16 protein-coding genes are annotated in these 14,864 nt (G+C 64.4%); 12 read left to right on the top strand and 4 right to left on the bottom strand.

Annotation, left to right across the window (positions count from 1 at the left end):
• The first annotated feature begins 94 nt into the window (after positions 1-94).
• Positions 95-1,240 (top strand): mechanosensitive ion channel family protein, encoded by a 1,146-nt coding sequence (locus RX330_RS23105; RefSeq protein ID WP_317239938.1) that lies wholly within the window; start codon positions 95-97, stop codon positions 1,238-1,240.
• Positions 1,241-1,262: 22 nt separating this feature from the next.
• Here RX330_RS23105 and RX330_RS23100 read toward each other — a convergent pair whose 3' ends face one another.
• Positions 1,263-2,243, bottom strand: a complete 981-nt coding sequence (locus RX330_RS23100; RefSeq protein ID WP_317239937.1) for a tripartite tricarboxylate transporter substrate binding protein — start codon at positions 2,241-2,243, stop codon at positions 1,263-1,265.
• Between the two features lie 105 nt (positions 2,244-2,348).
• Between RX330_RS23100 and RX330_RS23095 the strand changes: the two genes are divergently transcribed.
• From RX330_RS23095 to RX330_RS23070, 6 genes are read left to right on the top strand one after another with little or no spacing between them, the layout of a single operon-like run.
• Entirely contained in the window at positions 2,349-3,059 is a 711-nt protein-coding gene (locus RX330_RS23095) for a TetR/AcrR family transcriptional regulator (protein WP_212086997.1), read from the top strand.
• A gap of 29 nt (positions 3,060-3,088) precedes the next feature.
• The gene (locus tag RX330_RS23090; RefSeq protein WP_317243956.1) at positions 3,089-3,973 is read left to right on the top strand and encodes an amidohydrolase family protein; all 885 of its coding nucleotides are present in this window, start codon (positions 3,089-3,091) and stop codon (positions 3,971-3,973) included.
• A 55-nt stretch (positions 3,974-4,028) separates the two neighbouring features.
• Complete coding sequence (locus RX330_RS23085; protein WP_317239936.1) at positions 4,029-4,742, top strand: PIG-L deacetylase family protein; 714 nt, start codon at positions 4,029-4,031, stop codon at positions 4,740-4,742.
• Positions 4,739-5,422, top strand: a complete 684-nt coding sequence (locus tag RX330_RS23080; RefSeq protein WP_317239935.1) for a 4-carboxy-4-hydroxy-2-oxoadipate aldolase/oxaloacetate decarboxylase — start codon at positions 4,739-4,741, stop codon at positions 5,420-5,422. Before RX330_RS23085 ends, RX330_RS23080 begins: the two co-directional genes overlap by 4 nt.
• Before the next feature lie 21 nt (positions 5,423-5,443).
• Complete coding sequence (locus RX330_RS23075; protein WP_317239934.1) at positions 5,444-6,313, top strand: hypothetical protein; 870 nt, start codon at positions 5,444-5,446, stop codon at positions 6,311-6,313.
• On the top strand, positions 6,310-7,227 hold the full coding sequence (locus tag RX330_RS23070) for a DUF1932 domain-containing protein (protein ID WP_317243955.1): 918 nt from the start codon (positions 6,310-6,312) through the stop codon (positions 7,225-7,227). The genes RX330_RS23075 and RX330_RS23070 overlap by 4 nt, the downstream gene beginning before the upstream one ends.
• A gap of 14 nt (positions 7,228-7,241) precedes the next feature.
• Here the strand turns inward: RX330_RS23070 and RX330_RS23065 are convergent, their stop codons facing one another.
• Both RX330_RS23065 and RX330_RS23060 read right to left on the bottom strand, forming a co-directional pair.
• Entirely contained in the window at positions 7,242-7,562 is a 321-nt protein-coding gene (locus tag RX330_RS23065) for a hypothetical protein (protein WP_212086972.1), read from the bottom strand.
• A 205-nt stretch (positions 7,563-7,767) separates the two neighbouring features.
• Complete coding sequence (locus RX330_RS23060; RefSeq protein ID WP_317239933.1) at positions 7,768-9,009, bottom strand: amidohydrolase family protein; 1,242 nt, start codon at positions 9,007-9,009, stop codon at positions 7,768-7,770.
• Positions 9,010-9,158: 149 nt separating this feature from the next.
• On the opposite strand from RX330_RS23060, the gene RX330_RS23055 reads away from it, so the two are divergent.
• Positions 9,159-9,575 (top strand): nuclear transport factor 2 family protein, encoded by a 417-nt coding sequence (locus tag RX330_RS23055; RefSeq protein ID WP_212086966.1) that lies wholly within the window; start codon positions 9,159-9,161, stop codon positions 9,573-9,575.
• A gap of 92 nt (positions 9,576-9,667) precedes the next feature.
• On the opposite strand, the gene RX330_RS23050 is transcribed toward RX330_RS23055, so the two are convergent.
• Positions 9,668-10,426, bottom strand: a complete 759-nt coding sequence (locus RX330_RS23050; protein WP_317239932.1) for a GntR family transcriptional regulator — start codon at positions 10,424-10,426, stop codon at positions 9,668-9,670.
• 195 nt (positions 10,427-10,621) lie between these two features.
• Here RX330_RS23050 and RX330_RS23045 point away from each other — a divergent pair, with 195 nt between their 5' ends.
• The 4 genes from RX330_RS23045 to RX330_RS23030 are packed head-to-tail and all read left to right on the top strand — an operon-like array spanning position 10,622 to position 14,775.
• Positions 10,622-11,479 (top strand): ABC transporter ATP-binding protein, encoded by an 858-nt coding sequence (locus RX330_RS23045; protein WP_317239931.1) that lies wholly within the window; start codon positions 10,622-10,624, stop codon positions 11,477-11,479.
• A complete protein-coding gene (locus RX330_RS23040) occupies positions 11,479-12,255 on the top strand; it encodes an ABC transporter permease (RefSeq protein WP_317239930.1) in 777 nt (258 codons plus the stop codon). Before RX330_RS23045 ends, RX330_RS23040 begins: the two co-directional genes overlap by 1 nt.
• Before the next feature lie 45 nt (positions 12,256-12,300).
• Positions 12,301-13,326 carry an ABC transporter substrate-binding protein gene (locus RX330_RS23035; RefSeq protein ID WP_317239929.1) on the top strand — a complete coding sequence of 342 codons (1,026 nt, stop codon included), beginning with the start codon at positions 12,301-12,303 and terminating at the stop codon, positions 13,324-13,326.
• A gap of 15 nt (positions 13,327-13,341) precedes the next feature.
• Positions 13,342-14,775 carry an amidohydrolase family protein gene (locus RX330_RS23030; protein ID WP_317239928.1) on the top strand — a complete coding sequence of 478 codons (1,434 nt, stop codon included), beginning with the start codon at positions 13,342-13,344 and terminating at the stop codon, positions 14,773-14,775.
• The last annotated feature ends 89 nt before the right edge of the window (positions 14,776-14,864 follow it).

Below are 14,864 nucleotides of genomic sequence, written 5' to 3'. Positions count from 1 at the left end.
GTTGCACTTGTGGAATGCTGCGTTGCACAGGGCGGGGGACCGAAGGCGGCCGGGAGGCGTTGAGCCGGCTACGCGAATGCAAACGGGGACAGCAATGAATTGGCAGGCCCTCATGGCGGACATCGACAGCATGTTCGGCTGGATACCGTCGTGGTTTGTCGGCCTCAGCCTGGTGCTCGGCGCGATCCTGCTGGCCCTTGCCCTGCATCGGCTTGCGGCCTGGCTTCTCAATCGCGCCTTCGGAACTCGTCTCCCGCTTTTAAGCGTGTTCATCGAGCGCACGACGGGCCCGGCTCAGCTGGCGCTGTGTCTTGGCGCGGTCGCCTTGGTGCTGCCGCTCGCGCCGCTCGACGACACGATCCGCACGCCACTCATGCGGCTGTTCGTCGTCGCCGTCATTGCCCTGATCGGCTGGATCTCGATCCGGATCGTCGACATGAGTGCGGCGCGCTATCTGCAGAATTTTCGTGACGTCACCGAGAATTTCGTCGCCCGCAAGCACGTCACGCAAGTCCGCGTGTTCAAGCGCGTCACCGACACCATCATCGTCATCATCACGGTATCGACCGCATTGATGACGTTCGACTCGGTCCGGCAATATGGCGTCAGCCTGTTCGCCTCCGCCGGTGCGGCCGGTATCATCGTCGGTCTTGCCGCACGGCCGCTGCTCAGCAACCTGATCGCGGGCCTGCAGATCGCCATCACCCAGCCGATCCGCATCGAGGACGCGGTGATCATCGAGAACGAATGGGGCTGGATCGAGGATATCGCCGCGACCTATGTCGTGATCCGGCTGTGGGACTGGCGCCGCATGGTGGTGCCGTTGTCCTATTTCATCGAGAAGCCGTTCCAGAATTGGACCCGCGACACCGCATCTCTGATCGGCGTCATCGCGCTCCATGTCGATTACCGTGCCGACGTGTCGCGCATCAGGCGCTGGCTGGAGGAGGCGGTGAAGGAGTCCAAGCTCTGGGATGGCGCCGTGGTCAATCTTCAGGTGATCGATGCGGATGCCCGCACCATCGAGCTGCGGGCACTGGTCAGTGCGCGCAACGCGCCGCAATCCTGGGACCTGCGCTGCGAGATCCGGGAAAGACTGGTGGCCTTCATTCGTGACGAGATGCCGGAGGCGCTGCCGCGCGAGCGGGCGATCCTGATCCCGTCGGGCGGTGGCGATGATGCCGATTTCGTGCAGGGCCCCGCGCCGCCCGAGAAGATGCGGGCGAGTGCGCATAACTGACCGCGGCTTGCATCTGAAGAGCTCACTGGGCGCGGATGTTGGCGGCCTTGAGCACCGGCTCCCACTTGGTCGCCTCGGCGTGCAGATAGGCGTCAAACTCCTTGGCCGAGGAGCCGACCGGGGTTGCGCCGATCTTGCCGAGCGTCGACAGCACGTTCGGATCCCGAAGCGCCGCCTTCAGATCGGTCTCGAGCTTCGCCACGATCTGCGGCGGCATCTTTGCCGGTCCCAGCACGCCCCACCAGACCGAGACGTCGTAGCCGGGTATACCCGACTCGGCGATGGTCGGCACATCCGGTAGCGCCTTGGATCGCTCGGCCGAAGTCACGGCGAGCGCGCGCACCGGGCCGTTTTCAAGCTGGCCGATCGCTTCTGCGAGCGGATTGATGCTGAGCGGGATCTCGCCTGCGATCACGGCTGTCAGCGCGGGCGCGCCGCCCTTGTAGGGGATCGCGACGATCTTGGTGCCGGACATGTGTTTCAACAGCTCGCCCGCCAGATGCGCCGAGGTGCCGTTGCCGGACATGCCGTAGGAGAGCTTGTCCGGCTCCTTCTTCGCGGCCGCCAGGAGATCGCCGAGCGTCTTGTAGGGGCTGTCCTTGGCCACGACGATCGCAAGCGGAGAGGAGGCCACCTCTGTGATCGCCGTGAAATCCTTGAACGTGTCGTAGGGCACGCTCGGATAGATGAACTGGTTGAGCGGATGGCCGCTCGCGACCAGGATCAAGGTGTAACCGTCGGGCGCGGCCTGAGTCAGCGCCTGCGAGGCGACGATGCCTCCGGCGCCGGGACGGTTGTCGACCACCGGTTGCTGTCCCCAGGTCTTGGCCAGCGCCTGGCCCAGCGTGCGCGCGAGCACGTCGACCGCGCCGCCGGCGGCGTAGGGGACCAGGATGTGGACCGGCTTGCTCGGATAATTGTCCGCGGCCTGCGCGGCACTGCCCGCCAGCAGCAGGCCGGCACCCAGCATCAGAGCGCCGATCTTCTTGTTCAAACCCAGCATTCCCAGCACTCCAAAAGGGCATTCGTGCGCGTGCCGGCGGTCTCCGGCCATGGCCCTCGGTTCTTGTTGACGAGACCTGATCTTTTGTACGATAGTACAAATCTCATGGCACGCAACCCCGTCAGCAAGGAAACGGCCCGCAAGCCGAACATGCGCGAGGCGATCCTCGCCGCCGCCGAGGAGCTGTTCGCCACCAACGGCTTCAATGCCGTCTCGGTGCGCGACATCGCGCAAGCCGCCGGGGCGAATCCCGGCAGCGTGACCTATCATTTCAAGACCAAGGATGGCCTGCTGCTGGAGATCTACCGGCGCCATTGCGGGCCGATGAACCTGCGCCGTTCGGAACTGCTCGCCGCCGCAAGCCGCGTGCGCGATCTCCAGGACCGGCTGGAGGCGATCGTGCGCGCCTATGTCGTGCCAGCCTTCACCTCGGGCAGCGATCTTGCCGGCGGCGGGGCGCGCTTCACGCGATTGCGCGCCGTGATGTCAGCCGAGGGTAACGACGTCGCGCGTAAAATCATCGCGCAGACCTTTGACGACACCAGCCACGCCTTCATCGATGCGATCCACGCGAGCCTGCCGCATATCCCCCGCACCGACATCGTCTGGCGCAGTCACTTCCTGCTCGGCGCGCTCTATTATTCGCTGGTGACGCCGGAGCGCGTGACGCGCCTGTCGCGCGGTGAGGCCGATGGCGGCGATCCCGCGGGTGCCATCGAGCAACTGGTGCAGGCCACGGTTGCCGCGTTCCAGGCGCCGCCGCTCGATCATGCCGCGCCGGCGCGCCGGCGGCCGGCCGTCAGCGGCAAGACTTGAATGAACGTCTCGCTTCGGCGGTTCACCTGATGACGATGATGTACACGCCGACCATCCCGCCGCCAGATCCGAACACGCGCACGCCGGCGTTCAAGCTGCCGAAACTGTCCTGCGATGCGCACTGCCATATCTTCGGGCCAGGCGCGAAATATCCTTATGCGCCGGATCGCTCCTACACGCCGCCGGATGCTCCGCTCGAGGCCTTTCGCGGGCTGCATGCCAAGCTCGGTGTCGAGCGCGCGGTCATCGTCAATGCCAGCGTGCACGGCACGGACAACACGGTGGCGCTCGATGCCATCGCGCAGAGCAATGGTGCCTACCGCGCCGTCGCCAATATCGACGACACCATCACCGAGCGCGGGCTTCGCACTTTGCACGAAGGCGGCTTTCGCGGCTGCCGATTCAATTTCGTCCGCCATCTCGGCGGGGTGCCTGACAAGGGCGTGTTCGATCGCGTCATCGCCATGGTCGCGCCGCTCGGCTGGCACATCGATTTGCATTTCGACGCGGTCGACCTGCCGGACTATGCCGACATGCTGGCGAAGCTGCCGCTGAGCTACACCATCGACCATATGGGACGGGTGAAGGCGTCCGACGGGCTCGACCAGCTTCCGTTCAGGATCCTGATCGAGCTGATGCGGCGTGACGAGAAATGCTGGGTCAAGATCTGCGGCTCGGAGCGGGTGTCGTCGAGCGGTCCGCCGTTCACCGACGCGGTGCCGTTCGCCCGCAGGATCGTCGAGACCGCGGCCGACCGCGTCGTCTGGGGCACGGACTGGCCGCATCCCAACGTCAAGGTGATGCCGAACGACGGCGACCTCGTCGACCTCATTCCGCTGTTCGCGCCGGAGCCGGAGTTGCAGCGGAAGATCCTGGTCGACAATCCCGCGCGTCTGTTCGGGTTCGGCCAATGAGGTCGCTAACGATCGACGAGCTGCGCGGGATGCATGCGAACGAAAGGAGTGTCCCATGAAAACAGGTCTGGTGATCACCGCCCATCCCGGCGATTTCGTCTGGCGCGCCGGCGGCGCCATCGCGCTCCATGCGAAGAAGGGCTACCGCATGAAGATCGTCTGCATGTCCTTCGGCGAGCGCGGCGAAAGCCAATTCGCCTGGAAGGAAAAAGGCGCGACGCTGGAATCGGTCAAGGCCGGCCGCAAGGACGAGGCGGAGCGGGCGGCGAGGCTTCTGGGTGCAGAGATCGAGTTCTTCGACTGCGGCGACTATCCGCTGAAGCTCACCGAGGCGCATTTCGACCGCATGGTCGACATTTACCGCGAGCTCAACCCGAGCTTCGTTCTGACGCACGCGTTGGAGGACCCATATAATTTCGACCATCCCAACGCCGCGCATTTCGCGCAGGAAACGCGCGTGGTCGCGCAGGCGATGGGCCACAAGCCCGGTGCGCAGTACAAATATTCGGCGCCGCCGGTGTTCTTGTTCGAGCCGCATCAGCCGGAACAGTGCAACTACAAGCCCGATCTGCTTCTCAAGATCGACGAGGTCTGGAAGGAGAAGTACGAGGCATTCCAGATCCTGGCCGCGCAGAAACATCTCTGGGGTTATTACGAGCGCGTCGCGCTCAATCGCGGCATTCAGGGCAGCCGCAACACCGGCGTGCCCATGACCTATGGAGAGGCCTATCAACGCCTGTTTCCGACCGTTGCGGAGGAGCTGGTATGAAGCCTGTCGTCGTCCGCAACATTGAGCGAGCCGATCCTGCCGGCATGGCGGACTACGGCGTCTCGACGGTGCACGAGGCCTATGGGCGCATCGGCCTGATGAAGCCTTACTTGCGGCCGGTCTGGTCGGGCGCGGCAATTGCGGGGCCTGCCGTCACCGTGCTGGCGCAGCCCGGCGACAACTGGATGATCCATGTCGCGGTCGAGCAATGCAGGAAGGGTGACATCCTCGTCGTCGGCTGCACCACCGACAATACCGACGGCATGTTCGGTGAACTGCTGGCGACCTCGCTGCAGGCGCGCGGCGTGCAGGGTCTGGTCATCGACGCCGGCTGCCGCGACGTCGAAGCACTGCACGAGATGAGGTTTCCGGTGTGGTCGCGCGCCGTATCGGCCAAGGGCACGGTCAAGGCGACGCTCGGCTCGGTCAACATTCCCGTGGTCTGCGCCAACGTCAACGTCGATCCCGGTGACATCGTTGTCGCCGACGACGATGGCGTCGTCGTGGTGCCGAAGCGTTATGCCGTCGAGGTCGCCGAGAAGGCGAAGAAGCGCAACGCCGACGAAGACGGCAAGCGCAGACGGCTTGCCTCTGGCGAGCTGGGTCTCGACATGTACAACATGCGCGAGACGCTCGCCAAGGCCGGGCTCGTCTATGTCGACAATCCCGAGGACGTCTAGGGCAACGGCGGGAGCGGGCGGATGGATCGCGTCAAGCTGAAGGCCGTGCTCGGCAGTCACCCCCACGTCCAGGCGGTGAAGAGCGGCGAGCTCCGCTCCGAGCTCTTCGATCTCGACTTCGTCGAGCACACGCCCACCAACACGGCATTCAAGCCGATGGTGCGGGAGCAGGCCTTCGACGTCTGCGAGATGGCGATCGTCACCTATCTGATGGCGAAGGCGCATGGAAAGCCGCTGGTGCTTTTGCCGGCGACCATGCTCGGCCGCTTCCAGCATGCCTATGGGCTATACAATCCCGCGCGGGGAATGCTCGGGCCGTCCGATCTCGAAGGCAAGCGCGTCGGCATCCGCTCGTTCACGACCACGACCGGAGCCTGGATCAGGGGAATCCTCGCCAACGACCATGGCGTGAACCTCGACAAGATCCGCTGGGTCACCTTCGAGGATCCGCACGTCGCCGAATATGTCGACACCACCGAGCGTGCCCCGAAGGACAAGAAGATCCTGCAGATGCTGCTCGACGGCGAGCTCGATGCTGTGCTCGGCGAGGTCTCGAACGATCCGAAGCTGAAGCCGCTATTCCCTGATCCGGCTGCGGAGGCCGCCAGATGGTACGCGCGGCGCGCCGTGGTCCCAGTCAACCATCTCGTGGTCGTGACTGAGCAACTCGCGAAGTCGCGCCCCGACGTGGTCGCGGGCATCTATGATCTCCTCAAGCGCAACAAGGAGCAGATGGGGCCTGCGGCCTCGCCGGATCTCCTCCCGTTCGGCGTGGAGGCGAACAGGAAGCCGTTGGAACTGATCGTCGACTATGCGTTCCAGCAGGCGCTGATCCCGCGCCGCTATGCGGTCGAGGAGCTGTTCGACGAAACGACACGGGGATTGAACTGATGGCTGATCCGAAGCGATGGCAGATCGGGCTCGTTGGATATGGCGAGGTCGGCAGGATTCTGGCCGAGGACCTCCGCCGGCAGGACATCAAGGTCGCTGCCTATGATATCAAGCTCGGTCGCGAAACCGGCGTAGCGCTGGAAGAGCATGCTGCGCAATTCGGCGTGACGCTCGCAGCCTCTCATGCCGAGCTGGCCGCGACATGCGACTTTATCATCTCCGCCGTCACCGCCAGCCAGGCTGTGCCGGTGGCGAAGGCCTGTGCGGCGGGGATCAACCAGGGCACCTGGTTCCTCGACTTCAACTCGGCATCTCCCGGCGCCAAGCAGCGCGCGGCGGCGCTGATCGATGGCGCTGCCGGCCGGTATGTCGAGGGCGCGGTGATGACCTCGGTGCCGCCTTATCGCATCAAGGTACCGTTGCTGCTCGGCGGTCCTGGGGCGAGGGAGATCGAACCGCTTCTGAACGCGATCGGCTTTGCTGCGAAGGTCGCGAGCGACAAGCTCGGCGTGTCCTCGGCGGTGAAGATGTGCCGCAGCATCATGATCAAGGGCCTCGAGGCCATGGTCATCGAGAGCTTTACGACGGCGCGCGCCTATGGGGTCGAGGACGCGATGCTGACCTCGCTCGCGGAGACGTTCCCCGGAATCGATTGGGAGAAGCAGGGCGCCTATTGCTTTCAGCGCGTGATCGAGCATGGCCGCCGGCGTGCCGAGGAAGTGCGCGAGGTCGCCGAGACCGTGCGCGAGGCAGGGCTGACGCCCTGGTCCGCGCAGGGCACCGCCGAGCGTCAGGCCTGGGTCGCCGACCTCGCCGATGAAGGGCTGTTTGGCGTCAGGGGAACCAAGGAGTTCGCCTGCAGCGCGGATTGGCGCATCGAGGCGGACCGGATACTGGCGCGGATCAGGCGCTGACGCCGCACGCGCGTTCAGCTCAAGACTTTGCCGGCGTCGCGATAGTTCGAGATTTCGTCGCGGGCGAGCTCGATCAAGTCGACCAGGCTCTTGGCCTTGCGGACCACCTGCTCCTTGGCGGGCGCGGTGCGGAAATCCGTGAGGATCATGCGGATGCACTTGTCCGCGGTATCGAGCGTCAAGAGCGCGCGGGTCATGTCGTCTTGCGTGTGGATCGCCGAAATATCCAGATCCGACAGGACCTCGCCGATTCCATTCAGCCGCTTGACGGCCGTTTCCGCAGGCGTGTTGGCCCGAATGGAGCGATAATCGATGCTGCTGAATGCGCTGAACATAGACATACTTCCCGACTGAACCCAGATGGTTCAGGGCGCCCTTAGTATGATCCGGACCGCATCTTGTTCAATGCGCGCAGCTACGGTCCGGGATTCTACCGGACTCGGATTTGGGCCGGAATCGACAGTAAAACTGGAGGAATTGGTCCGATGATCACCCGCGTCCCCGACGATTTTACCGTTGGAGATTCCGCCGGAAACGCCGTCAGCTCCCGGGCCGGAACAGAGCGGGCCGCTGTCGCACAAAGGTCTGTCGGCCGTTCTTGAAGCCCATCATCACATCAGGCAGCTCGGCGATGGCGAACCGGCTATCCCTCGTGTCGAGCACGATGAGATCGGCGGGGTTGCCGAGCTTGATGCCGTAATCGTCAAGATTCATCAACCGCGCCGGCAGTTCGGTCACGAGATCGAGGCAGGTGTCGAAATCGCTCACCGAGGCGTGCGCGACATTGGCGTAGAAGTTCGCCATCCGCAGCAGCGACGCATCGCCGAACGGCGTGAACGGATTGAGCACGTTGTTGGTCGCGACCGAGCACACGATGCCGTCGCCCGCGAGCTTGTGGGCGAGTGTCAGCCCGCGCGGCGCGTTGTGGGTGGCTTCGCGTCCCATCAGATAGAGATCGGTCGCGGGCAGCACGGTCACCGCGATTCCGGCTCTCGCAAGTTGCGTGGTGGCGGCCTTCATCCGCTCCGGCGGCAACGCCGAGAGTTTTGTCGCATGGCCGATCGCCACGCGTCCCTGATAATTGCGCCGCTCGGTCTGGCGGCAGACCTCGTCGAGATGCCACCAGGAAGGATCGAGGTCGAAATCGAGATGGAGGTCGACGTCGACGTCGAATTCCTGCGCGAGGTCGAAGATGCGTTCGAGATGCGCGTTCGGATCAGTGTCCATATAGGGGCAGCCGCCGATCACCTCGCCGCCGTCGCGCAGCGCCCGGATCAGCAAGTCTTCGCTACCGGGATCGTTGGTCAGGCCTTCCTGCGGGAAGACGCAAAGCGACAGCTCGATCGCCCAGGCATAATCGCGCTTCAGCGCCCGGACCGCCTCGAAGCCACGCAAGGCGATGCGCGGATCGACCTCGACATGGGTGCGCATGCGCGTCGTGCCGTGCACGATCGCACGTTCGAGCACCCGGGCGCCGCGGGCATAGACGTCTTCGACCGTGAAATCGCGCTTCATCCCGGCAACGGCGCGGATGGCATCCGAGACGCTGCCGTGGTCATGCCCGCAGCGGCCGAGCAGGCAGGCTTTATCGAGATGGATATGGGTGTCGACAAAGCCCGGCAGGGCGAGACGCCCGCCGAGGTCGACTTCGACGCACTCGCAGGCGAGCTTCGGCTCGATCGCGGCAATACGGCCGCTCTTCACGCCGATATCGACGGGTGCGGCGGATGAGCGCGGCAGCGCGTTGCGGAAGATGAGGTCGAAAGCGGTCTGGGTGGTCATGGCATCGGATTCAGCTGTGGTAGCCTAGCGGAAGGTCTGGGGGCAGGCAGCTCCAGATTGTGTGCACTCTTGGCGTCAAATTGTCCAAAAAATGTGCATGCAGTTTGGGGTGTGAATTGTAGAATGCTGACACCCTTGGAGGATCCACCATGTCCGCCCCCGCAAAAACCGAACGCCCGATGACGGACGCCGAGATCGTCGAAGCCTATCTTACGGCGTCGATGATACCCGATCCCGACGCCGCTTCGGCCTACATGAAGCCGGGCACGGTGATCACCTTCACCGGCGGACGGGAGTTCGATCACCCGCGCGGGCCGACCGGCTTCAACGCGAAGCGCTATCGCTGGGTCAAGAAGAAGATGGATCGGTTCGACGTCTGCCCGGGGGCGGACGAAACCGTCGTTTACAGCGTCGGCACGCTCTACGGCGAGTGGATGGACGGCACGCCGTTCGAGGGCAACCGCTATGTCGATCGCTTCGTCGTGCGAGGCGGCCAGATCGTGAAGATGGACGTCTGGAACGACAGTGCCGAGCGGATACTCGTCCAGCGCGGGATCGAGGCCTAGAGCATGATACGGAAATGCGCGCAGCGGTTTTCCGAGAAGACCATGCTCGAACAACCACCTAAAGCGCGACGACGGTTCATCCCAATCGCGCTTTAGCGCCTGCGAACCATCTTCGGCAGCTTGACGACGCGATCGCTCGTCAGCTCGTCGGCATAGGGGGCGAGGATATCGAGCAGATCGCGGCCGCGTTGCGGGGCAGGGGCCACCAATGCGCGATTGGCCACGGAATCCAGGTGATGGTGCATCAATTCCATCACCTTGACGGCGTCGCCCTTGGCGAGCGCGGCAATGATGGCGCGGTGCTCGTTGATGGCGCATTCGGTGGAATGCGGCCGGCTGTAGAGCGACAGCGTCAGGCAGCAGCGATAGGCGACCTCGCTGACATAGCGCACCAGGATCGGACTGTTGGTCATATGCGCAAGCAGGATGTGGAATTCGGTGGCGAGCCGGATCGAGACCGCATCCGTGCTGCCGCGCGCGCGGTCCTCGGCCTCGACATGGGCGTTCAGCTCGGCGATCTGGCTCTTGGTCAGCTTGCCGGCGAGCTGGCGGACGACGAGGCCTTCGAGCTGGATGCGGATATCGAACGCATCGCGCGCCTCCTGCCAGCTTGGCGTCGCCACCACCGCGATCCGGTTGCGACGGAGCTCGACCAGGCCTTCTGCGGCGAGCTGTCCAAGCGCGTGGCGCGCGATGGTACGGCTGACGCCGAAACGGTCGCCGAGCGCATCCTCCGGCAGCTTGGCGCCGGGCTCGAGAGCCTGCTCGATGATCGCGCGCCGCAAGGCACGGCAGATCACGCTGACCTTGTCCGACGATTCAGAAGTCTTGCTGGTGCGGCGCGCCGCCATCGGCGAATCCCTGGAGTGGTCGACACCTCGTCCTAGCACAGTCCCGCGCCAGTTCGGCGCTCCAATTGCATGCAGTTCAGCAGTGGGATTGCCCAAATCGTATCCGGCTCCCGGGACGCTTCCTTCATCAGCGGCGCGATAGGGCGGGAATTGGGGTCTGGCATCTAGCTTGCATGCACTTTTGTTGTGATGCGCATGCAACCCAGAACCACGTTTGACGGCCGGGCCGTTGCCCAAGGTGCGGTCGGGACCGCCATCGAACTGTCGGACGCCTCCGTGACCTTCGGGCGCGGCGACCGCGCCGTGCCGGCCCTGTCGAAGACCACGCTCAAGATCGCCGACGGCGAGTTTGTCGCACTGGTCGGCCCATCCGGATGCGGCAAATCGACCATTCTGCGTCTCGTCAGCGGCCTGGTGCAGCCCACCAGCGGCGTGGTCATCGTCGGAGGCCGCGAGGTGGCGGCGCGGGCGATGCGGGTGGGCATGGCGTTCCAGAATCCGACCATGCTGCCGTGGATGACGATTGAGCGGAACATCATGCTGCCGCTGAAGATCGTCGAGCCGTTCCGATCGAACTTCCGCAGGCTGCGCAAGACCGAGTTTCGCGACAAGGCCAACGCGCTGCTGGAGCAGGTGGGCCTCAAGGGCTTCGGCAGCAAGCATCCCTGGCAGCTTTCCGGCGGCATGCTCCAGCGCGCCAATCTCTGCCGCGCGTTGATCCACGAGCCGCGCATGCTGCTGCTGGACGAGCCTTTCGGCGCGCTCGACCAGTTCACCCGCGAGGAGCTGTGGGCGATCCTGCAAAATCTCTGGATGGCGCACAAGCCGACGGTGCTGCTGGTCACGCACGATCTGCGCGAGGCCGGCTTCCTTGCGAGCCGCATCTGCGTGATGAGCTCACGTCCCGGCCGCATCCTCGACGACAGCCGCGTCGACTTCGCTCGGCCGCGCACCGTGGCAATGACCTTCGAGCCGGATTTCGTCGCTCTGAACCAGAAGCTGCGGGCCTTCATCGAGGATGCGCGCAGCGCGGGCGAGCAGGGAGCAGGCTGATGTTCGGGATCGATGTCAGGCAGAAGGCGTGGTCGGCGGGACTGATCGTGCTGTTCTTCGTCGGCTGGGAGCTGTTCTGCCTCATGACCGGCATGTCCGATCTGGTGCTGCCGCGCCCCTCGCAGGTGTTCGCGACGCTCGTCGAGCGTTTTCCGGTGTTGTGGCCGCACATCGTGCAGACATTGGCGACCACCTTGCTCGGCTTCGTCCTCGGCGTTGCGCTCGGTGTCGCTCTTGGTGCCATCATCGGCGTCTCCAAGACGGCCTATGACACCTGCTACCCGCTGCTGATAGGCTTCTCATCGATCCCCAAGGTCGCGGTGGTGCCGATCTTCGTGCTGTGGTTCGGCTCGGGCACGGTGCCGGCGGTGCTGACCGCGCTGTCGATCTGCTTCTTCCCGATCGTGGTCAACATCGCGACGGGCCTTGCCACCACCGAGCCCGAGCTCGAGGACGTGTTGAAGGCGCTGGGCGCCAGCAAGCTCGATATCCTCTGGAATGTTGGTCTGCCCCGCACCATGCCGTTCTTCTTCGCCTCGCTGAAGGTCGCGATCTCCTATGCCTTCGTCGGCGCCGTGCTGTCGGAGACGGTCGCCTCCAACCGCGGCATCGGCAACGTCATGATGACCGCATCCTCCAATTTCAACGTGCCGCTGGTGTTCGCCGGCCTGTTCGTGCTCGCCGGCCTCGGCGTCGCACTCTACGCGGTGTTCTCGCTGATCGAAGGTCGCGTCACCGGCTGGGCCACGCGCAAGAACGACGTGATCGCCACCTGACCAAATTGAACAATCATCACGCAACGAAGCTGAGGAGAGGTCTCGATGTTGAGAAGAGTAGCTGCCACGCTCATGGGATTGGGGCTGTCCATGGGCGCAGCCCTGGCCCAGGACACCACGATCAAGTTCACGTTGGGCTGGAAGACCCAAGGCAGCGACGCCGCGTTCTTCTACGCCAAGGACAACGGCTACTTCAAAGCGGAAGGCCTCAACGTCGTCATCGATCAGGGCGAAGGCTCCGGCGCCACCGTCACGCGCATCATGTCCGGCGCCTATGACGCCGGCTTCGGCGACGTCAATGCCATCATCCAGAACGCCTCGACCAAGCCGAAGGACGCGCCCGTCATGGTCTACATGATGTGGAACCAGCCTCCGTTCGCGATCGTCGCCAAGAAGTCCAGCGGCATCAACACCATCAAGGATTTCGAAGGCCGCACGCTCGGCGGCGCGCAGGGGACGCCGACGACGCGCCTCCTGCCGGTGTTCACGCGCAAGAATGGTCTCGACGGCGAGAAGATCAAGATCTCCAACATGGCGCCGAACCTGCAGGAGCCGATGCTGATCAAGGGGGACATCGATGCAGCGCTCGTCTTCAACATCACCAGCTATTTCAACCTCGTGCTCAACCGCCAGGACCCGGACAAGGACTTCAAATGGTTCTCGTTCGGTGAGTACGGGCTCGATCTCTACTCGAACGGCGTGATGGTGTCGCGCAAGCTGATCGCCTCGAACCCGAAGGCCGTCGCGGGCCTGGTGCGTGCCATCAACAAGGGGGCGATTGCGATCGCCAAGGACCAGAATGCCGGCATGAAGGCGGCGGTGAACTACGACAACCTCATCAACGCGGATGTCGAGAAGCGGCGCTTGCAATATTCGTTCGAGAAGCTGATCGTCTCGCCCGAGATGAAGGAGATCGGCATCGGCGACATCAAGGATGACCGCATGGCGCGCGCCATCGGCATCGTGGTCGAGGGCTATCAGCTCGCCCGCGCGCCGACGCCGGCGGAGGTGTTCTCGCGCGAATTCCTGCCGCCGCGCGCGGAGCGGGAATTGGTTTATACTGCCAATTGATCCCCGGAGACGCTCATGGCCACGGAGATTTCGGCGACCAGCCTGTTCCATGGGCCTGACCGCGGCGTCAGCGATAACGTCGTGCTGCGGCACCACGGCGGCGTCATCACCGAGATCTCCGAAGGGGCGGGGCATGGGCCCCGCTCCTTCGTCATTCCGGCCTTCGTCAACGCACATGACCATGCCCGCGCCACCGCGTCGTCGTTCGGTGCGGTCGGCATGCCTCTGGAAAGCTGGATCCTGCGAACCGCGCTCGGCACGCCGGTCGATCCGTACCTGACCGCGGCGTCTGCTTTGGCTCGCTCGGCCAAGGCCGGCTGCGCCGCCATGATGGTGCACTACACCCGCCCCAGCGGGACGATGCCCCTGATCGACGAAGCCAGGGCTGTCGCGCAGGCAGCAACCGACGTCGGCATCCGCATCGCCTTTGCGATGGCCGTGCGCGACCAGAACCCGATCGTCTATGGGGATGCCGAGCCGATACTCTCGGGTCTGTCCCGCGAAGACCGCAAGACCATCGACGATCTCTTCGTCCGCGCGCCAATGGCGCCCAAGGCATATCTCGAGTTGACCGACGCGATTGCTGCTGCCATCTGCGGCCCGATGGTGGACGTGCAGCTCGGGCCTGCGGGCGTGCAATGGTGCTCGAAGCCGCTGCTGGAGGCGGTGGCCGAGAATTCGGCACTGACCGGCCGCCGCATCCACATGCATCTGCTGGAGACCGTGTACCAGCGGGCCTGGGCCGACCAGCACTTTCCAGACATGGTGCGCTGGCTGCGCGACATCGGCTTCCTCTCGGAGCGGCTGACGCTCGCGCACTGCATTCACGCCAGGCCGGATGAGCTGGAGATGATTGCGGCGTCCGGCACGCGCATCGTCACCAATTTCAGCTCGAACATGCATCTGCGTTCGGGGCTCGCCCCGATTGCCGCCGCTCACAAATGCGGCTGCGCGATCGCGGTCGGCGTCGACGGGCTGGCGCTGGACGAGGACGACGACATCCTGCGCGAGATGCGGCTGGTGCAGATGGTCCATGGCGGCCTTGGCTTCAAGCCGACATGGACGCCCGCCGAAATGTTTGCGCTCGCCATCCGCAACGGGCGCCGCGCCACCGGCGCACCCGGAAGCGGCGAGCTCGTCGCCGGAAATCCGGCTGATTTCGTCGTCATCGATCTTGATCGGCTCGACCGTGACGGGATCATGCCTGCCGATCCCATGGCCTTGCTGTTTGCGCGAGGCAACGCCTCGCTGGTGCGAGAGGTTGTCGTTGCCGGGAAGGCGATCGTGAGGGATGGGGTCTGCGCCGGCGTCGATCTGCCGGCGATCGAGCAGGAACTGCGGGGCATGTACCGGACCAATGCCGGCAAATTCGTAAACTTCCAGCGGATGTGGCTTCCGTTGTCGGAGCGACTATCCGGCTGGTTCGAGCGGCAGCTCACCTGCGGATAAAGCAGGGCATGATGTCGCTGCACCTGCGCATCGAAAACCGCGATAGCTGGTAGACGGAACCTGGTCTGGCGACCGGTCCAGCTCTGGGG

The organism is Bradyrhizobium sp. NDS-1 (assembly GCF_032918005.1).
GTDB classification, from domain to species: domain Bacteria; phylum Pseudomonadota; class Alphaproteobacteria; order Rhizobiales; family Xanthobacteraceae; genus Bradyrhizobium; species Bradyrhizobium tunisiense.
Note: the sequence above shows the minus strand (reverse complement) of the source record. Positions and strands in the feature narration are given on the sequence as shown.

Excerpts from the sequence above, each read along its gene's own strand:
- RX330_RS23105 (WP_317239938.1), top strand. The coding sequence starts at position 95 with ATGAATTGGCAGGCCCTCATGGCGGACATCGACAGCATGTTCGGCTGG.
- RX330_RS23100 (WP_317239937.1), bottom strand. The coding sequence starts at position 2,243 with ATGCTGGGTTTGAACAAGAAGATCGGCGCTCTGATGCTGGGTGCCGGC.
- RX330_RS23095 (WP_212086997.1), top strand. The coding sequence starts at position 2,349 with ATGGCACGCAACCCCGTCAGCAAGGAAACGGCCCGCAAGCCGAACATG.
- RX330_RS23090 (WP_317243956.1), top strand. The coding sequence starts at position 3,089 with ATGACGATGATGTACACGCCGACCATCCCGCCGCCAGATCCGAACACG.
- RX330_RS23085 (WP_317239936.1), top strand. The coding sequence starts at position 4,029 with ATGAAAACAGGTCTGGTGATCACCGCCCATCCCGGCGATTTCGTCTGG.
- RX330_RS23080 (WP_317239935.1), top strand. The coding sequence starts at position 4,739 with ATGAAGCCTGTCGTCGTCCGCAACATTGAGCGAGCCGATCCTGCCGGC.
- RX330_RS23075 (WP_317239934.1), top strand. The coding sequence starts at position 5,444 with ATGGATCGCGTCAAGCTGAAGGCCGTGCTCGGCAGTCACCCCCACGTC.
- RX330_RS23065 (WP_212086972.1), bottom strand. The coding sequence starts at position 7,562 with ATGTTCAGCGCATTCAGCAGCATCGATTATCGCTCCATTCGGGCCAAC.
- RX330_RS23060 (WP_317239933.1), bottom strand. The coding sequence starts at position 9,009 with ATGACCACCCAGACCGCTTTCGACCTCATCTTCCGCAACGCGCTGCCG.
- RX330_RS23055 (WP_212086966.1), top strand. The coding sequence starts at position 9,159 with ATGTCCGCCCCCGCAAAAACCGAACGCCCGATGACGGACGCCGAGATC.
- RX330_RS23050 (WP_317239932.1), bottom strand. The coding sequence starts at position 10,426 with ATGGCGGCGCGCCGCACCAGCAAGACTTCTGAATCGTCGGACAAGGTC.
- RX330_RS23045 (WP_317239931.1), top strand. The coding sequence starts at position 10,622 with ATGCAACCCAGAACCACGTTTGACGGCCGGGCCGTTGCCCAAGGTGCG.
- RX330_RS23040 (WP_317239930.1), top strand. The coding sequence starts at position 11,479 with ATGTTCGGGATCGATGTCAGGCAGAAGGCGTGGTCGGCGGGACTGATC.
- RX330_RS23035 (WP_317239929.1), top strand. The coding sequence starts at position 12,301 with ATGTTGAGAAGAGTAGCTGCCACGCTCATGGGATTGGGGCTGTCCATG.
- RX330_RS23030 (WP_317239928.1), top strand. The coding sequence starts at position 13,342 with ATGGCCACGGAGATTTCGGCGACCAGCCTGTTCCATGGGCCTGACCGC.